A 14946-nucleotide genomic window follows, 5' to 3' on the forward strand; every position below is an offset into this window, starting at 1 on the left:
GGGGCGGATCAATGGCGATCAGCGTCTTCGACCTGTTTTCCATCGGCATCGGCCCGTCGAGCTCCCACACCGTCGGGCCGATGCGGGCGGCACGGACCTTTGTGGACGGACTCGGCGACGACCTCGCCTCGGTGTCCCGCGTCCAGGCGGAGCTGTTCGGCTCCCTCGGCGCGACCGGGTTCGGCCACGGCAGCGACAAAGCCGTCCTGCTCGGGCTGTCCGGTGAACGCCCCGAAGAGATCGACACCGACACCGTGCCCGGTCGCATTGCGGAGATCCGCGAGTCCGGCCGGCTGCGCCTGGCCGGCACGCACGAAATCGCGTTCGACGAGGACACCGACCTCACCATGCACCGGCGCAAGTCGCTGCCCGCGCACCCGAACGGCATGGTCTTCCGCGCGTTCGGCGCCGACGGCGAACTCCTGCGTGAGCGCACGTACTACTCGGTCGGCGGCGGGTTCGTCCGCGACGAGTCGTACGAGACCGACACGGTGTTCGTCGAGGACGCGACCCCGGTGCCGTACCCGTTCCGCACCGGCGCGGACCTCCTCGGGCACTGCGCGGCGACCGGGCTGCCGATCAGCGAGATCATGCTGCAGAACGAGCTCGCCTGGCGGTCGCGTGACGAGGTCCGGGCCGGGCTGCTGGAGATCTGGGCCGTCATGGCCGAGTGCGTCCGCAACGGCTGCACGCACGAAGGCGTCCTGCCGGGCGGGCTGAAGGTCCCGCGGCGGGCGAAGGCACTGCACGAGAAGCTCCTGGCCGAGGACGGCGCGGACGACCCGCTGTACGCGATGGACTGGGTGAGCCTGTACGCGCTGGCGGTCAACGAGGAGAACGCGGCGGGCGGGCGCGTGGTGACGGCCCCGACCAACGGCGCGGCCGGGATCATCCCGGCGGTGCTGCACTACTACCAGCGGTTCATCCGGCACTCGACCGACGACGGGATCGTGACGTTCCTGCTCACGGCGGGCGCGATCGGCTCGATCCTCAAGCAGACGGGCTCGATCTCCGGCGCGGAGGTCGGCTGCCAGGGCGAGGTCGGTTCGGCCTCGGCGATGGCGGCGGCGGGCCTGACGGAGGTCCTCGGCGGGACCCCGGCGCAGGTGGAGAACGCGGCGGAGATCGGCGTGGAGCACCACCTGGGCCTGACGTGCGACCCGGTCGGCGGTCTGGTCCAGATCCCGTGCATCGAGCGCAACGCGGTGGGCGCCTCGAAGGCGATCCACGCGGCCCGGATGGCGATGCGCGGCGACGGGAGCCACGTGGTGACCCTGGACAAGGCGATCAAGACGATGCGCGAGACGGGCGCGGACATGAGCGTGAAGTACAAGGAAACGGCCCGCGGCGGCCTGGCGGTGAACGTCATCGAGTGCTGACTCCCGGGGGCACTTTCACGTGAAAGTGCCCCTGGGGTCAGTTCCGGCGGTCCTCCGGTTCCACGGCCAGCTTCAAGCCGACTTCGACCAGGCGCCAGCCCAGTTGCTGCTTGCGCGTTCCCGGGTGACGGCTCGGCGTCGCGCGGCCCGGCGGGCGGTTGCGCACGCCGTGGCGCAGCTCGTTCTCCCGCTCGTGGACCAGGTCCTCGGCCATCAAGAAGTGCACCGGATCGCCCCCTGCGTCGATGTTCGGTGTCGTCTCCTGCATCGTCGCTCACGGTGCTCGTCCGGTTCCACCGGTTTTCCGCACCGCGAACGCCAGTGTCACCGACAGCGACCGGACGCAGCCACTTCGAAGGTGCGGCCTAAACTCGCGGGATGGAGTCGACCCCGGTGGTGAATGCCGGCGAAGCGCTGTTCCGGCCGGTCCGCGCGGGCAACGCCTTCGAGGAGACCGTCGAGCGGCTGCTGCAGGCGATCCGGCTGGGCGTCGTCGGCGCCGGGGAACGGCTGCCGTCCGAGCGGGAGCTCGCCGAACGGCTCGGCGTCAGCCGCGTCACGCTGCGCGAGGCGATCCGGGCGCTCTCCGACGCCGGTTACGTGGAGTCACGCCGAGGGCGGTACGGCGGCACGTTCGTGAACGAAAGCCTGCCCGGGCCGCCGGAACCCGATGGCAAGGTCGACGCCGTCGCGCTCGAAGACGCGCTGAGCCTCCGCTACGTCCTCGAGACCGGCGCCGCCGAGATGGCCGCCGCGCGGTCGCTGAGCCCGGCCGACCGGCAGCACCTCACCGGCACGCTCGCCGAGGCCGCCGGCGCCGACCTCGCCGACTACCGCCGCAAGGACTCCCGGCTGCACCTGGCCGTCGCCGAGGTGACCGCGTCCGGTTCGCTGACCACGGCGATGGCCGACGCCCGCACCCGCGTCAACCAGCTGCTCGACCGGATCCCGCTGCTGCCGCCCAACCTCGAGCACTCGAACGCCCAGCACGAGGCGATCGTCGACGCGATACTGGCCGGTGACGCGCCCGCGGCGCGGCGGGCCATGGCGGAACACATCGAAGGCACCGCGTCGCTGCTTCGCGCGTTCCTCTCCTGAACTCGTCTTCACGAGAATCGAACAAGTCGACGCCGAACCTTTTCACCCGTCCGGCCGTCATCCATTCGTGACCTTGGTGACCGAGGAAGACGAGAAGCCCCGCAAACCGAAGTGGCGCCGCGCCCGGCGGATCGCGGGCCGGACGCTCGGCGTCCTCGTCGGCGGCCCGCTGATCGCCTTCTGGGTCGCCTACCTCGTGCTCGACGTCCGCAGCCCGCAGGACGTCCTGGCCGGGCTCGACAAGACCGTCGTCCTGCAGTACGCGGACGGCTCCGAGCTGCTCAAGGTGGTCCCGGCCGACGGCGACCGGACGTTCGTCCCCTACGACCGCGTGCCCGCGAAGCTGCGGGACGCCATCATCGCCACCGAGGACCCGACCTTCTGGGACAACCAGGGCTTCGACCCGACCGGCATCGGCCGCGCGTTCCTCACCGGCGTCGGCGGCGGGTCCGGGATCACCCAGCAGTACATCAAGAAGTCCACCGGCGACGAAGACGCCACTATCGGGCGCAAGTTCGCCGAGCTCGTGCTGGCCACGAAGATCACCCAGGAGCAGAGCAAGGAACAGATCTTCGAAAGCTACGTCAACATCATCTCCTTCGGCCGCGGCACGTTCGGGCCCGCCGCGGCGATGAACGCCTACTTCGGCAAGCAGCTCGACGGCTCGATCACCTGGAGCGAAGCCGCTTTCCTCGCCGGGATGATCCAATCGCCGTCGGTGCACGACCCGGCAGCCTCCGGCGACCTCCACGCCACGCGGCGCTGGCAGTACGTCCGCGACAAGCTCGTCAGCCGCGGGTACGTCAAGGGCGACGAACCGATGGCCTACCCCGGCGGCGAGGTCCAGCCGCCGTCGGAGACCCGCGCCGGCCGGCTCACCTACGACCAGTTCCACGTCAAGCAGCAGGTCCTGGCCGAGCTGGAGCAGGACGGCTTCCCGCTCGGGCGCCTCCAGCAGGGCAACATGACGGTCGAGACGACCCTGGACCGCGGCATGCAGGACGCGGCCAGGAACGCCTTGCGGGACAGGCTGTCGGGCGAGCCGCCGGAGCTGCGCGGCGCCGTCGTCGCCCTCGACCCGAAGACCGGGGCCGTGCGCGCCTACCAGGGCGGAGACCAGGGCGTCCGCGACTACGCGAGCACCCCGCACGCGCTCGGCAGCGCGTTCCAGCCGTTCACGTTCGCCGCGGCACTGCGCCGCGGCTACGGCCCGGACCAGCCGATCCCGGCGCCGGCGAAGGTCGGCTTCCTCGGCGAGACCTTCCAGTACCCGGACGACTGCGGCCCGCGGTGCACCCTCCGGACGGCGCTGGCGAAGCACGCCGAAGGCGCCTTCGTCGGGCTGGCGAAGAAACTCGGCCCGGACGCACTGAGCGACACCGCGCGGCAGGCCGGCATCCCGGACGCCGTCGACGGGACGCCGACCCTGCGCGAGAAGGACGGCTTCCTCATCGGAGCGGGCATCGCGATCGGCCGGTACCCGCTGCGGCCGCTGGACGTCGCCGGCGCCTACGGGACGTTCGCCGCCGACGGCCGGCGCGCCACCCCGCACCTGGTGGCCAGGGTGCGCGACGAAAGCGGCTCGGTCGTCTGGACGCACCCGGACGCCTCGGCCCCGGCGTTCGCGACGAGAGCGGACGCGTGGCCGGCGAGGTCACCGCGGCCCTGCGCAGCGACGGCGGACCGGCGCTGCACACGGGTGAAGCCGAACACGGCAACAGCCCGGACTACCAGGACGCCTGGGCGGTCGGCTACACCCCGCAGCTGACAACGGCGGTCTGGATCGGCTCCGACGACGAGCGGCGCCTCAAGGACGCAAGCGGCCGCAAACTGACCGGCGACGGCGTCCCGGCCGACATCTGGCGCACGGTCACCGCGGCGGCGCGGCCGCGGTGACTCACCGCACGGTGGTCGGTTCGAAGCGGTCGTGGGCTTTGCCGCCGACCGGTTGCGCGGCGGCCGCGGTGCCGGGCGGACCTGCGCTGAGCGCCGCGACTCCGGCCCCCCACAAGCGCCCCATTGTGGCCTTCGGTGCGTGAGACGCACCGAAGGCCGCCTTGGGGCGCTTGACGTAGCGGGGATCTGCGCGAGCCCGGTCAGTCCGCCTCGGCCGCGGCCGCCTTCGTGGCCGACTTGCGTTGCAGGCTCACCGCACGATGGCCAGCACGAACCCGTCGTGGCCCTTGCTGCCCACCGTCTGCACCGCGGTCGCGTCGATGCGGTCCTCGCCCGCCAGCAGCTCGAACATCTCGCGCGCGCCGCGGATGTTCGGGTCGTCCAGACTCGCGTCGGTCACCCGGCCCTGGCGGACCACGTTGTCGACGACGATCGTCGTGCCCGGGCGGGCCAGCTCCAGCGAGGCGCGGACGTAGTTCGCGAGGTTGACCTTGTCCGCGTCGATGAACACGAAGTCGAACGGCCCGGTCAGCTGCGGCAGCGTGTCGAGCGCCGCGCCGACCCGGATTTCGACGACGTCTTCGCCGAAGCCCGCGCGCGTCAGGTTGGCCCGCGCGACTTCGGCGTGCTTCGGGTCGTACTCGCAGGTCACCAGCTTGCCGCCGGCCGGGAGGGCGCGGGCGAGCCAGATCGTGCTGTACCCGCCGAGCGTGCCGATCTCCAGGATCGTGCGCGCGCCGGCGAGCCGGGCCAGCAGGTTGAGCAGCTTGCCCTGGTTGGGTGCGACCGCGATGGACGGCAGCCCGGCGGCGTCGGCGTCGGCCGATGCCGCGTCGAGCACCGGGTCGGGGGCGAGCAACGCGGTGGTGAGGTAGTCGTCGACTTCGGTCCAGTTCTGGTCGCTCATGGCACCTCCGAAGCCAATCTAGCCCGGATGGGATCATGGCCGCCGGGTGTTTCCGGCGGAAGGGCAGGCATGGACGACTACCGCGTCGTCGCGGACGCCATCGCCGCCGACATCGCCGCCGGCCGCCTCCGGCCCGGCGACCGGCTGCCGCCCCAGCGCCGGTTCGCGCGGCAGCGCGGCATCGCCGGCTCGACCGCCGCCCGCGTCTACGGCGAGCTCGTCCGGCGCGGCCTGGCCGTCGGCGAGGTCGGGCGGGGCACGTTCGTCCGCGCGGCGAAACCGCCGCCCGAACCCGCGCTCGCCGAGCCCGGCGGCGCCCGCGTCGACCTCGAGCTCAACTTCGCCGTCCTGCCGGAGGAATCCGCGCGGCTGGCCCGCGCGCTGGAACCGCTGCTGCGCGCCGACGTCCTGACCGCGGCCCTGCACCCGATCGGCGCCGCGGGCACGCGAGCGGCCCGCGAGGCGGCGGCCGGGCTGCTCGCCCGCGGCGACTGGCGGCCGGACCCGGCGACGGTGCTGTTCACCGGCAACGGCAGGCAGGCCCTCGCGGCCTCGATCGCCGCGTTCGTGCCGGTCGGCGAGCGGCTCGCCGTCGAATCGCTGACCTACCCGGTGGTGAAGGGCCTGGCGGCCCGGCTCGGCGTCGAGCTCGTGCCGATCGAAACCGACGAGTCCGGGCTGGTGCCGGCGGCGCTCGCCGCGGCCGGCCCGGTGCGCGCGCTCTACGTCCAGCCGACGCTGCACAACCCGCTCGGCACGACGATGCCGCCGCCGCGGCGCGCCGAACTCGCCGAGGTCGTGGCCCGCCTGGACCTGCCGGTGGTCGAAGACGGCATCTACACGTTCCTGCGCGACGACGTCCGCCCGTTCGCCGCGTACGCGCCGGAGCGCACGGTGTTCGTCGACAGCCTGTCCAAGCGGATCGCGCCCGGTCTGACGGCGGGCTTCCTCGTCTCGCCGGCGGCCTGGACCGCGCGGCTGGCGTCGTCGGTGCGTTCGGGCGCCTGGGCCGCTTCGCGCTTCGCCGTCGAAGCGGCGACGCAGTGGATCGTGACGGGCACCCTCGCGGAGATCGAAGCGGCGAAACGCCGTGACGCGGCCGCGCGCGCGTCGGTGGTGGCGGAGAAGCTGCCGGGCCTGCGCGGCGATCCGGCGTCGTACCACCGCTGGTGGGCACTGCCGGAACCCTGGCGCGCCGAGACGTTCGTCGCGGCGGCGGCCCGCCGCGGGATCGCGCTGTCCCCGGCGGCGGCGTTCGCGGTGCTGCCGGGGCACGCGCCGAACGCGGTCCGGCTCGCGGTGTCGGCTCCGCCGGTGGCGACGCTCGCCTCGGCGCTCGACGTCCTGGCGGGGCTGGCGAGCGGCAGCCCGGACGACCTGCCCGCCGACTGACCCCGGTGCCAGCCGCTGCCAGCGCGTACCAGCGGCGTGTGCGCCGCCCGCCAGCGACCGCCGCCAACCTTCGGGTGTCGCAACGAACCGAAGGAGCACCCATGCACGTCACGATCGTCGGCGCCGGCCTCGGCGGCCTGACTCTCGCCCGCGTCCTGCACGTCCACGGCATCCCGGCCGACGTCTACGAAGCCGAAGCCTCCCCGGAGGCGCGGCTGCAGGGCGGGATGCTCGACATCCACGACTACAACGGGCAGCTCGCCGTCGAGGCGGCGGAGCTGGTGGCGGAGTTCCGCGGCCTGGTCCTCGAGGGCCGCCAGTCGATGCGGATCCTCGACCGCGCCGGCACCCTCCTGTTCGAGAAGACCGACGACGGCACCGGCGGCCGCCCGGAGGTGCTGCGGGCCGACCTGCGGCGGATGCTGCTCGACGCGCTCCCGGCCGGCACCGTCCACTGGGGACACAAGGCCACCGCGGCCCGCACGCTCCCCGACGGCCGTCACGAGGTCACCTTCGCCGGCGGGCACACCGTCGGCACCGACCTCCTGGTGGGTGCCGACGGGGCCTGGTCGAAGGTCCGGCCGCTGCTCACCGGCGCCGTGCCGGAGTACGAGGGCACGGCGTTCGTCGAGACCTACCTCTACGACGCCGACACCCGGCACCCGGCCACCGCGAAGGCCGTCGGCGGCGGCTCGATGGCCGCCAACGGCGGCACGCCGGACGAGGCGATCAACGCCCACCGGGAAAACGGCGACACCCTGCACGCCTACGTGGCGCTCACCCGTCCGCTCGACTGGTTCGCCGCCGTCGACTTCACCGACCCCGCCGCCGCCGCGGCCCGGATCGCGGCGGAGTTCGACGGCTGGGCCCCGGAGCTCACCGCGCTGATCACCGACGCCGACACCGCCCCGGTCCTGCGCCTGCACCACTCGCTCCCGATCGGGCTGCGCTGGGACCGCGTGCCGGGCGTGACCCTCGTCGGCGACGCCGCCCACCTCGCCGCGCCGAACGGCGAAGGCGCCAACCTGGCCATGCTCGACGGCGCCGAGCTCGGCCAGGCCCTCGCCGGGCACCCCGGCGACGTCGAGGCCGCGCTCGCGCAGTACGAGGAGGCCATGTTCACCCGCAGCGCCAACCCGGTCGACGAGGCCGTGCTCCTCGAAAGCCTCTTCGGGGACGGCGAGGTGCCGCAGGCGCTGTTCGACCTGGTGCACGGCCGCGAGCAGACGTCCTGAAGTCAGGGCGCGTACTTGCCCACGAAGCTGCCGCAGGTCACGACGCGGCCCGTGAGCCGGGCCTGGATCGCCTTCTCCAGGCCGAGGTAGTCGAACACCGGCGTGTCCGCCGGGATCGACTCCGGGACCGGGCCGCCCGTGGCGAGCATCCGGAACGAGTCCGTCTCGAACAGGACCAGGTAGCCGCCTTCGCGGTTCAGCCGGTCGGCCGTCGCGAGCATGCGCCCGGGCGCGCTGCCGACGACCTCCAGCGGCAGCGGCCACTCCAGCGGGAACGGGTTGCGGAGGCCGAACGCCGGGTAGGCGAACGGGCTGTCCGGCAGGATCGCCGTCCGCGCCGCCGGGAAGCGGTCCAGGCAGTCGCGGATCTGGCGGACGAAGGTGAACGTCGACGGGTTCGTGCGGATCCCGGCCATCGCCGGGGTGACCGCACCGAGGTCCTCGGTGAGCCGGTCGTGGCCGACGTCGAAGTAGCCCGCTTGGTCGTGGCGGGCGACGACGACCCAGCCGCAGACCGCGACCGCCGTCAGCCCGGCCGTGGCGGTGACCCAGCGCCGGGCCAGCCGCGGCCGGGGCGGGACCAGGTGGCTCAGCAGCAGCAACGCGGTCAGCGCCAGCGTGCCGGTGAGCAGCGTCGGGGTGTCGTTGCCCCAGGACAGGCTGGTCATGAACCCGGTGGCGAGGACGAGCAGCCCGGCCCACGGCACCTTCCGCCGGACGGCCGCGTACACCGGCACGCTGACGGCGAGGATCCACCACAGGACGTCGGCCCAGCGCGAGGAGCCGGTGAACCGGCCGTCGACGACGGTCCAGACCACCGCCGTGGCCCCGGCGAGCACCAGCACCCAGGACGCCACCCGCCCGGCCGCACCGAGCCGGTCGCCGGGCAGCCGGACGGCCAGCAGCACCACGGCGATCGCGGCGAAGAAGCTCAGCTCCCGCACGGGAGCCCTGGTCAGCACCTCGGGGTCGTCGAGCCACAGCCCGAGCAGCCGCTCGCCGTACGCGGGCACGCCGCCGGTGAGCTGCTCGACCATCTCGGCGAACCCGCCGCCGAGGCTCACCCACGTCACGTACACCAGCCCGGGCGCGCCGAGGGCGAGGAGGTCGAGGACCAGCCGCCGCCACCAGCTCGCGGTGCGCAGCGCGCCCGCCCGCGTCGCCGGGTGCAGCAGCAGCCACAGCACGCCGATCACCGCGGCCAGCGCGAAGCTCTGCTTGACGAAGACCGCGCAGCCCAGCAGCACCAGCCCGCCGCGGCGGGCGAGCGCGCGGCCGCTGCCCAAGCCCGCGTCGAGCGCCCAGGCGCCGCACGCGGTGAGCGCGATGCCGTCGACGGTGTGCCAGGCCATCAGCGGGAAGGCGTTGAGGTTGATCAGCGACGCGGCCGCGACCATCGCCGTCATGCCCGGGCCCCACTCGAGCACCCGGCGCCGGGTCACCAGCGTCGCGAACGCGATCGTCGCCACGATGATTTCGACCATGGACAGGAAACTGGAGCCGAAGAACAGCGGCATCGGCAGCGCGTAGTCGGCGACGTGCAGCACCGCGGACCCCAGCGGGCGCGCGGAGATGATGTCGGCGTGCGGGACTTCGCCGTGCAGCACGCGCCACGCCTGGGCGAGGATGAAGCCCTGGTCCGTGGGGTGGAAACCGAAGCGGCCGACGCGGAATTCGGTGGCCAGCGCGAGCAGCAGCACCCAGCCGAAGTGGATGCTCCGGCGCAGCAGCGGCCGGGCCTGCCTGCCGGGCGGTGGTGCCGTGGCGACCTGTGCCGGACTCGCCACGCCCACGCCGTGCCCGCCTTCCGCTCCCGATCACACCCGCAGGCGATGGTAGCGGCCGGGGTGACCGCCACCTCGCTGGTCCCGATGGTCGGCGAGGTGGCGGTCACTCCGGGTCACCCGTGGGTGCGCCTCGCGGTGCCGATCACGGCCGTTTCGTCGCGCGCGGCGGTGCGGTGTCCTGCTCTGCAATCCGGCATTTCGTACTCCCCAGTCGAAGCCCGTACGGATGTACGGGACTCGCGCGAGGGTAGAAGTACCGTCGCGTGCGTGCCACCGTTTCGGCGGAATTCGCGGAAATCAGGCACGACGGCGCCAGATGAGGCGGGTCACCGCCGCCGCGACCGACGCCGGCGCGGACCGGCGGGGCAGGCCGCGGGCTTCGGGCGCGGACTCCGGCATCGCCCGGTAGGCCAGGTGCGCGGCGAAGCGGGCGACCCGCGGCGCGGCGAGCGCGGCCAGTTCGGCCGCGCGGCCTTCGGGGAGGCTGAGGATCTCCGGCCGCTCCTCGCACGCCTTCACCACCAGCGCCGCCGCGCGTTCCGGGCTGCTGGACGGGAGGCCGCGGTAGCCGGTCGGCGCGATCATCGGCGTCCGCACCAGCGGCATCCGCACGGACGTGAAGGTGACACCGTCCGACAGCGTCTCGCGCCCGGCCGTCAGCCCGAACTCCTCCAGCGCCGCCTTGGACGCCAAGTACGCCGAGAAGCGCGGGGTGTCGGTCTGCAGGCCCTGGGTCGTCACGTTGACGACGTGGCCGAAGCGGCGCTGGGCCATCGACGGCAGGAACCCGAGGATGAGCCGCACCGGGCCGAAGTAGTTGATCGCCATCGTGCGCTCGAAGTCGTGGAACCGCTGCGTGGACAGCGCCACCGAGCGCCGGATCGAGCGGCCGGCGTTGTTCACCAGCACGTCCACCGCGCCGTGGTCGCCGAGCACGTCCTTGACCAGCGCGTCGACGGCGTCGCCGTCGGTCAGGTCGCAGGGGTACGCCGCGGCCGTGCCGCCGGCCGCGAGGATTTCCGCTCGGACCTCTTCCAGCTCGGAAGCGCGGCGGGCCACGAGGACGACCTTCGCGCCTTTGCGCGCCACGGCGAGCGCGGACGCCCGGCCGATCCCGGACGACGCGCCGGTGATCAGCACCGTCCGCCCGGCCAAGCCGTGGGTGCGGCGGGCGCGGTCGGGATCGAGGTGCGCCTGCCAGTACCGGTACAGCGGCGCCGCGTAGTCCCGCAGCTCGGGCAGTTCGATGCCGCTGCCGAACAGCGCCGTCGTGGTGCGCGCGGTGTCGAAGTCGACGTCCATGGTCAGGTGCGGCAGCACGGCCAGGGGGACGCCCAGCTCGTCGAGGACGGCCGCACGCGCACCCCGGCCGCCCGGCACGCGGTCGATCCCGGCGGCGGCCGCGTGCGCCAGGCGGCCGCCCGCGCGCCGCAGGACGCCCGACGGCCCGGCGGGCAGCACGGCCTTGACGACGGGCCCGCCCGCGGCGCGCGCGAAGGCGTTGTAGACGGAGTTCAGCGGCTGCGGGCGCGCGGCGGCGAGGTGGTAGGTCGTTCCCGACGGCGCCTCCACGTGCATCAGGTACTCCATCGCCTCGACGACGTAGTCGACCGGCACCAGGTTCGTCGCGCCCAGGTCGGGCGCGGCCAGCGGGAGCTGCCGGGGGAGTGCGGCCAGCCGCGAGATGGCCGGGAGGAAGTAGTAGGGCCCGTCGACCTTGTCCATCTCGCCGGTGCGCGAATCGCCGACGACGGCCGAGGGCCGGTAGACGCGGAAGGGCAGGGACTGCTCGCGGACGAGCTTCTCGGCCTGGAACTTCGTCGCGTGGTACGGCGAGCCGAAGCGCTGGCCGAGGTCGAAGTCGGCCTCGGTGAACCGCCCGGCGTGGTCCCCGGCGACGGCGATCGAGGAGACGTGGTGCACCAGCCCGGCCCGTGCCGCGGCGGCGAAGGCGAGCAGGTGCCGGGTGCCTTCGACGTTGGCGCGCCGGTTGGCTTCCTCGCCGGCGGTCAGGTCGTAGATCGCCCCGAGGTGGACGACGTGGTCGAAGTGGGGGAGGTCCGCGGCGTCGACCCCGAGCCGGGGTTCGGCGAGGTCGCCGACCACCGCGTGCAGCTTGTCCGCTCCCGCCCACTCGCGGGCCGCGGTGGCCAGGCGCTCGCGGGAGGTCTCCCGCACCAGTGCGTGGACGGCGGACGTCTCCGGCCGCCGCAGCAGCCGGGCGACCAGGCGCTTTCCGATGAAGCCCGTCGCGCCCGTCACGAAGTAGGTCGTCATGGCCGGTCCCTTCAGTCGGACCGACTCTAACCTACCGGAAAGTAGGAACGGTAGTTGTCAGTGTTGCTGGTCCGGAGTGTCTTCGTCCGCCGTCGCGACGACGGCGTCCCGCAGGGCGGCCCGCAGCCGTCCGACGTCGAGCGGCCCGAGCACCGCCGCTTCGCCCGGCGGCGCGACCAGCACCACCTTGTCGTTGCTGACGAACACCGTCACGTCCCTGCGCCTGCCGGCCAGATCCCGGCAGCCGATCGACCACTCGCCCCGACTCATGGCCGCCGCCCTCGCTCTCCTGTCGTGGTCGTGCTCCGTGCGAGGGTGGGAGCGGGCCCCGGGGGAGCTATGACGCGGGTTCACCCGATCTGCCTACTAGTGGGTTTTGTCTTGCGTTTCGCGGGTTTTCGGCGTAGCCCACGCTCGTGGCGCCGCCGGTTCGGGAGTAGCGTCCGGTTCAGCAGCCGTCTCGTGGGAGGTATGGATGTCGGAACCGCGGAAGATCGTCATCGTCGGTGCGGGCCTCGGTGGGGCGTCCGCGGCGGCCGCGGTGCGAGAACGCGGTTACAGCGGGGAGATCCTGTTGCTGGGCTCGGACCCGCGCCGCCCGTACGAGTTGCCGGCGCTGTCGAAGGGCGTGCTGCTGGGCAACGCCGACGAACCCGACTGGGTGCACGAAGAGAAGTTCTACGCCGAGAAGGACATCCGCTTCAGCGCCGGCGTCACGGCGACCCGGATCGAGCTCGGCGCCCGGCTGGTGGTGGACGACGCGGGCGGCGAGCACGGCTACGACCGGCTGGTGCTGGCGACCGGCTCGCAGCCGCGCCGGCTCCCGGTCCCCGGCGGCGACCTGCCCGGCCTGTACACCCTGCGCACCCTCGACGACGCGCTCAAACTGCGGTCGGCGTTCACGGCGGCGGAGCGCGTGGTGATCGTCGGTGCGGGCTGGCTCGGCTCCGAAGCGGCCGCGGCGGCCCGGACGCACAACGCGGAGGTGACGGTCGTCGACCCGGTGCCGGTTCCGCTGGCGAACGTGGTCGGCGAGACGATCGGCGGGGTGTTCCGCGACCTCCACGTCGCGAACGGCGTGCAGTACCGCCTGGGCGAGCAGGTCGCCGAGATCACCGGCGGCCCGGACGGCGTCCGCGGCGTCCGCCTCGGCAACGGCGACGAGCTCACGGCGGACGTCGTCCTGATCGCGGTGGGCGCGGCCCCGAGGGTCGAGCTGGCCCGGGAAGCGGGCCTGGAGCAGTCGGACAACGGCGGCGTGGCGGTGGACGCGGCCCTGCGCACCTCGGCCGAGGACGTGTACGCGGTCGGCGACATCGCGGCCCACTTCCACCCGCGCTACGACCGCCGCATCCGCGTCGAGCACTGGGCGAACGCGAAGGACCAGGGCACGCACGTGGCGCAGAACCTGCTGGGGGCGAACGAGCCGTTCCTGGCCTCGCCGTACTTCTTCACCGACCAGTACGACCTGGGCTGCGAGTACCGCGGCCTGGCGGACCCGGCCGCGGACGAACTGGTGGTCCGCGGCGACCTGGCGGCCCGCGAGTTCACGGCGTTCTGGCTCCGCGACGGCGAAGTGGCGGCGGCGATGAACGTGAACACGTGGGACGACGGCGACGCACTGGGCGCGCTGGTCGACGGCGACCAGAAGGTGACGGCCGAGCAGCTCAAGACGGCGGAGCTGGCTTCGCTGGTCTGAGGTCTTCGCGGAGCAGCGCGTCGAGCCGCCGCCAAGCGGAGGACGACGCGTTGACCGCGCCCTGCACCAGTGCCGGGATCGCCGAACCCTGGTCGTACGAAGGCAGTTGCGCGCCGTAACGCGCCCGGGTGGCCGCGACGAGCTTCGCGGCCAGTGCCTCGACGCGCGGGTCGTGCGGGTCGAGGTCGTGCACCCGGTCGTACTCGAGGACCAAGGCCAGCAGCGCCGGGTCGGTCAGCATCGCCGCCTGGTCGCGGAAGTTGCGGTGGGCCGTCTCCGGGTGGGTGGCGAACACCAGCAGCCACAGGTCGCTCTGCAGCGTCACCCACCGCCGGCTGAAGCCGAGCCCGCGCAGCTCGGCGAGGTGCGTCACCACCTCGTCCGGCAGGGGCGACAACCGGCCGGCCGCCAGCCGGTGGAGGCGCTCGCGGGTCGCCTGCAGTGCGTCGATCCGCGCGGTGAGGTCTTCGTCGATCCGCCGCAGAGCCGGAGCGAGCTCTTCCCCGGAACGGAGTTCGCGGATGCGGGCCAGCGGGACGCCGGCCTCGGCGAGCGTGCGGATCTTGATCAGCTCGACCGCGTCGGCCGCGCGGTAGCGGCGGTAGCCCGAGGCGTCGCGCTCGGGCTCGGGGAGCAGGCCCTTCGCGTGGTAGACGCGGATCGCCTTGGTCGTCACCCCGACGTACCCGGCGAGCTGTCCGATGGTGAGCACCCGGCCATCCTCGCACTTGACCTTGCCCCTGGGGCAAGGTTGCACCCTGACGGCATGACCGACCACGAGACCCTGCGCGCGCTGGCGGACGAGGGCAACGAAACCGCGCTCGACCGCCTGGCCGACCTCGCCGACGCCCGCGGGGACGTCGAGGAGCTGAGCGAGCTGCTGGACGAAGGCTGCGACCACGCCGGCGCACTGCTCACCCGGCGCGCGGTGGCCGCGGGCGACCTCCTGCAGTTGCAGCGCATCGCCGACGCCGGCCACGAACCGGCCGGTGAGGAGCTGGAACGCCTGCTCAGGCGGTGACCGCGGGCCGCGTCAGGGCCAGGTAGGCCACCAGCGCCAGCGCCGCCATGGTCGCGGAGCCGGCTCGCTGGTGTCAGGTGTTCGCGGGTCAGCGCGTCGAGTTGTCCTGCAGCTTCAGGAGAAGAGGCCGGGTTCTGTGCTCGACTGCGGCTGGTGTTTCGGGCACAATCCGCCGCCGGTCGCGGTGGTGCATCGCCGACCGTCGCGTTTCGACGCCCCGCACTGGACAGCGGGATCGTGCAGGTGACACAGGCC

The 14946-nt window shown here is 73.3% G+C and carries 12 protein-coding genes and 1 pseudogene; 7 read left to right on the top strand and 6 right to left on the bottom strand.

Annotation, left to right across the window (positions count from 1 at the left end):
- Positions 1-11: 11 nt before the first annotated feature.
- The gene (locus tag ACLJPY_RS23815) at positions 12-1379 is read left to right on the top strand and encodes an L-serine ammonia-lyase (RefSeq protein ID WP_410591592.1); all 1368 of its coding nucleotides are present in this window, start codon (positions 12-14) and stop codon (positions 1377-1379) included.
- Positions 1380-1416: 37 nt separating this feature from the next.
- Here the strand turns inward: ACLJPY_RS23815 and ACLJPY_RS23820 are convergent, their stop codons facing one another.
- Positions 1417-1647: a hypothetical protein gene (locus ACLJPY_RS23820; protein ID WP_410591593.1), complete on the bottom strand. Its 231-nt coding sequence runs from the start codon at positions 1645-1647 to the stop codon at positions 1417-1419.
- 110 nt (positions 1648-1757) lie between these two features.
- On the opposite strand from ACLJPY_RS23820, the gene ACLJPY_RS23825 reads away from it, so the two are divergent.
- Positions 1758-2477 carry a FadR/GntR family transcriptional regulator gene (locus tag ACLJPY_RS23825; RefSeq protein ID WP_410591594.1) on the top strand — a complete coding sequence of 240 codons (720 nt, stop codon included), beginning with the start codon at positions 1758-1760 and terminating at the stop codon, positions 2475-2477.
- Positions 2478-2544: 67 nt separating this feature from the next.
- Positions 2545-4373, top strand: a pseudogene (locus ACLJPY_RS23830) (transglycosylase domain-containing protein).
- A 250-nt stretch (positions 4374-4623) separates the two neighbouring features.
- Here the strand turns inward: ACLJPY_RS23830 and ACLJPY_RS23835 are convergent.
- Positions 4624-5280, bottom strand: a complete 657-nt coding sequence (locus ACLJPY_RS23835; protein ID WP_410591596.1) for an O-methyltransferase — start codon at positions 5278-5280, stop codon at positions 4624-4626.
- A gap of 69 nt (positions 5281-5349) precedes the next feature.
- Between ACLJPY_RS23835 and ACLJPY_RS23840 the strand changes: the two genes are divergently transcribed.
- Positions 5350-6672: a PLP-dependent aminotransferase family protein gene (locus ACLJPY_RS23840; RefSeq protein ID WP_410591598.1), complete on the top strand. Its 1323-nt coding sequence runs from the start codon at positions 5350-5352 to the stop codon at positions 6670-6672.
- A gap of 101 nt (positions 6673-6773) precedes the next feature.
- A complete protein-coding gene (locus ACLJPY_RS23845; protein WP_410591600.1) occupies positions 6774-7907 on the top strand; it encodes an FAD-dependent oxidoreductase in 1134 nt (377 codons plus the stop codon).
- A 2-nt stretch (positions 7908-7909) separates the two neighbouring features.
- On the opposite strand, the gene ACLJPY_RS23850 is transcribed toward ACLJPY_RS23845, so the two are convergent.
- From ACLJPY_RS23850 to ACLJPY_RS23860, 3 genes are all read right to left on the bottom strand, one after another.
- On the bottom strand, positions 7910-9700 hold the full coding sequence (locus tag ACLJPY_RS23850) for a hypothetical protein (RefSeq protein ID WP_410591602.1): 1791 nt from the start codon (positions 9698-9700) through the stop codon (positions 7910-7912).
- Between the two features lie 291 nt (positions 9701-9991).
- Entirely contained in the window at positions 9992-11971 is a 1980-nt protein-coding gene (locus ACLJPY_RS23855; protein ID WP_410591604.1) for an SDR family oxidoreductase, read from the bottom strand.
- Positions 11972-12028: 57 nt separating this feature from the next.
- On the bottom strand, positions 12029-12241 hold the full coding sequence (locus tag ACLJPY_RS23860; protein ID WP_410591605.1) for a hypothetical protein: 213 nt from the start codon (positions 12239-12241) through the stop codon (positions 12029-12031).
- Positions 12242-12446: 205 nt separating this feature from the next.
- Between ACLJPY_RS23860 and ACLJPY_RS23865 the strand changes: the two genes are divergently transcribed.
- Positions 12447-13670 carry an NAD(P)/FAD-dependent oxidoreductase gene (locus ACLJPY_RS23865; protein ID WP_410591607.1) on the top strand — a complete coding sequence of 408 codons (1224 nt, stop codon included), beginning with the start codon at positions 12447-12449 and terminating at the stop codon, positions 13668-13670.
- Here the strand turns inward: ACLJPY_RS23865 and ACLJPY_RS23870 are convergent.
- Positions 13639-14382 carry a MerR family transcriptional regulator gene (locus ACLJPY_RS23870; protein ID WP_410591608.1) on the bottom strand — a complete coding sequence of 248 codons (744 nt, stop codon included), beginning with the start codon at positions 14380-14382 and terminating at the stop codon, positions 13639-13641. The genes ACLJPY_RS23865 and ACLJPY_RS23870 overlap by 32 nt on opposite strands.
- A gap of 54 nt (positions 14383-14436) precedes the next feature.
- On the opposite strand from ACLJPY_RS23870, the gene ACLJPY_RS23875 reads away from it, so the two are divergent.
- Positions 14437-14691 carry a hypothetical protein gene (locus ACLJPY_RS23875; RefSeq protein ID WP_410591610.1) on the top strand — a complete coding sequence of 85 codons (255 nt, stop codon included), beginning with the start codon at positions 14437-14439 and terminating at the stop codon, positions 14689-14691.
- Positions 14692-14946 lie beyond the last annotated feature (255 nt).

The sequence above is a fragment of the Amycolatopsis sp. lyj-23 genome, from assembly GCF_046549135.1.
Taxonomy (GTDB): domain Bacteria; phylum Actinomycetota; class Actinomycetes; order Mycobacteriales; family Pseudonocardiaceae; genus Amycolatopsis.

Coding starts and splice junctions, on each gene's coding strand:
- ACLJPY_RS23860 (WP_410591605.1), bottom strand. CDS start 12,241: ATGAGTCGGGGCGAGTGGTCGATCGGCTGCCGGGATCTGGCCGGCAGG.
- ACLJPY_RS23855 (WP_410591604.1), bottom strand. CDS start 11,971: ATGACGACCTACTTCGTGACGGGCGCGACGGGCTTCATCGGAAAGCGC.
- ACLJPY_RS23840 (WP_410591598.1), top strand. CDS start 5,350: ATGGACGACTACCGCGTCGTCGCGGACGCCATCGCCGCCGACATCGCC.
- ACLJPY_RS23875 (WP_410591610.1), top strand. CDS start 14,437: ATGACCGACCACGAGACCCTGCGCGCGCTGGCGGACGAGGGCAACGAA.
- ACLJPY_RS23845 (WP_410591600.1), top strand. CDS start 6,774: ATGCACGTCACGATCGTCGGCGCCGGCCTCGGCGGCCTGACTCTCGCC.
- ACLJPY_RS23835 (WP_410591596.1), bottom strand. CDS start 5,280: ATGAGCGACCAGAACTGGACCGAAGTCGACGACTACCTCACCACCGCG.
- ACLJPY_RS23865 (WP_410591607.1), top strand. CDS start 12,447: ATGTCGGAACCGCGGAAGATCGTCATCGTCGGTGCGGGCCTCGGTGGG.
- ACLJPY_RS23815 (WP_410591592.1), top strand. CDS start 12: ATGGCGATCAGCGTCTTCGACCTGTTTTCCATCGGCATCGGCCCGTCG.
- ACLJPY_RS23820 (WP_410591593.1), bottom strand. CDS start 1,647: ATGCAGGAGACGACACCGAACATCGACGCAGGGGGCGATCCGGTGCAC.
- ACLJPY_RS23825 (WP_410591594.1), top strand. CDS start 1,758: ATGGAGTCGACCCCGGTGGTGAATGCCGGCGAAGCGCTGTTCCGGCCG.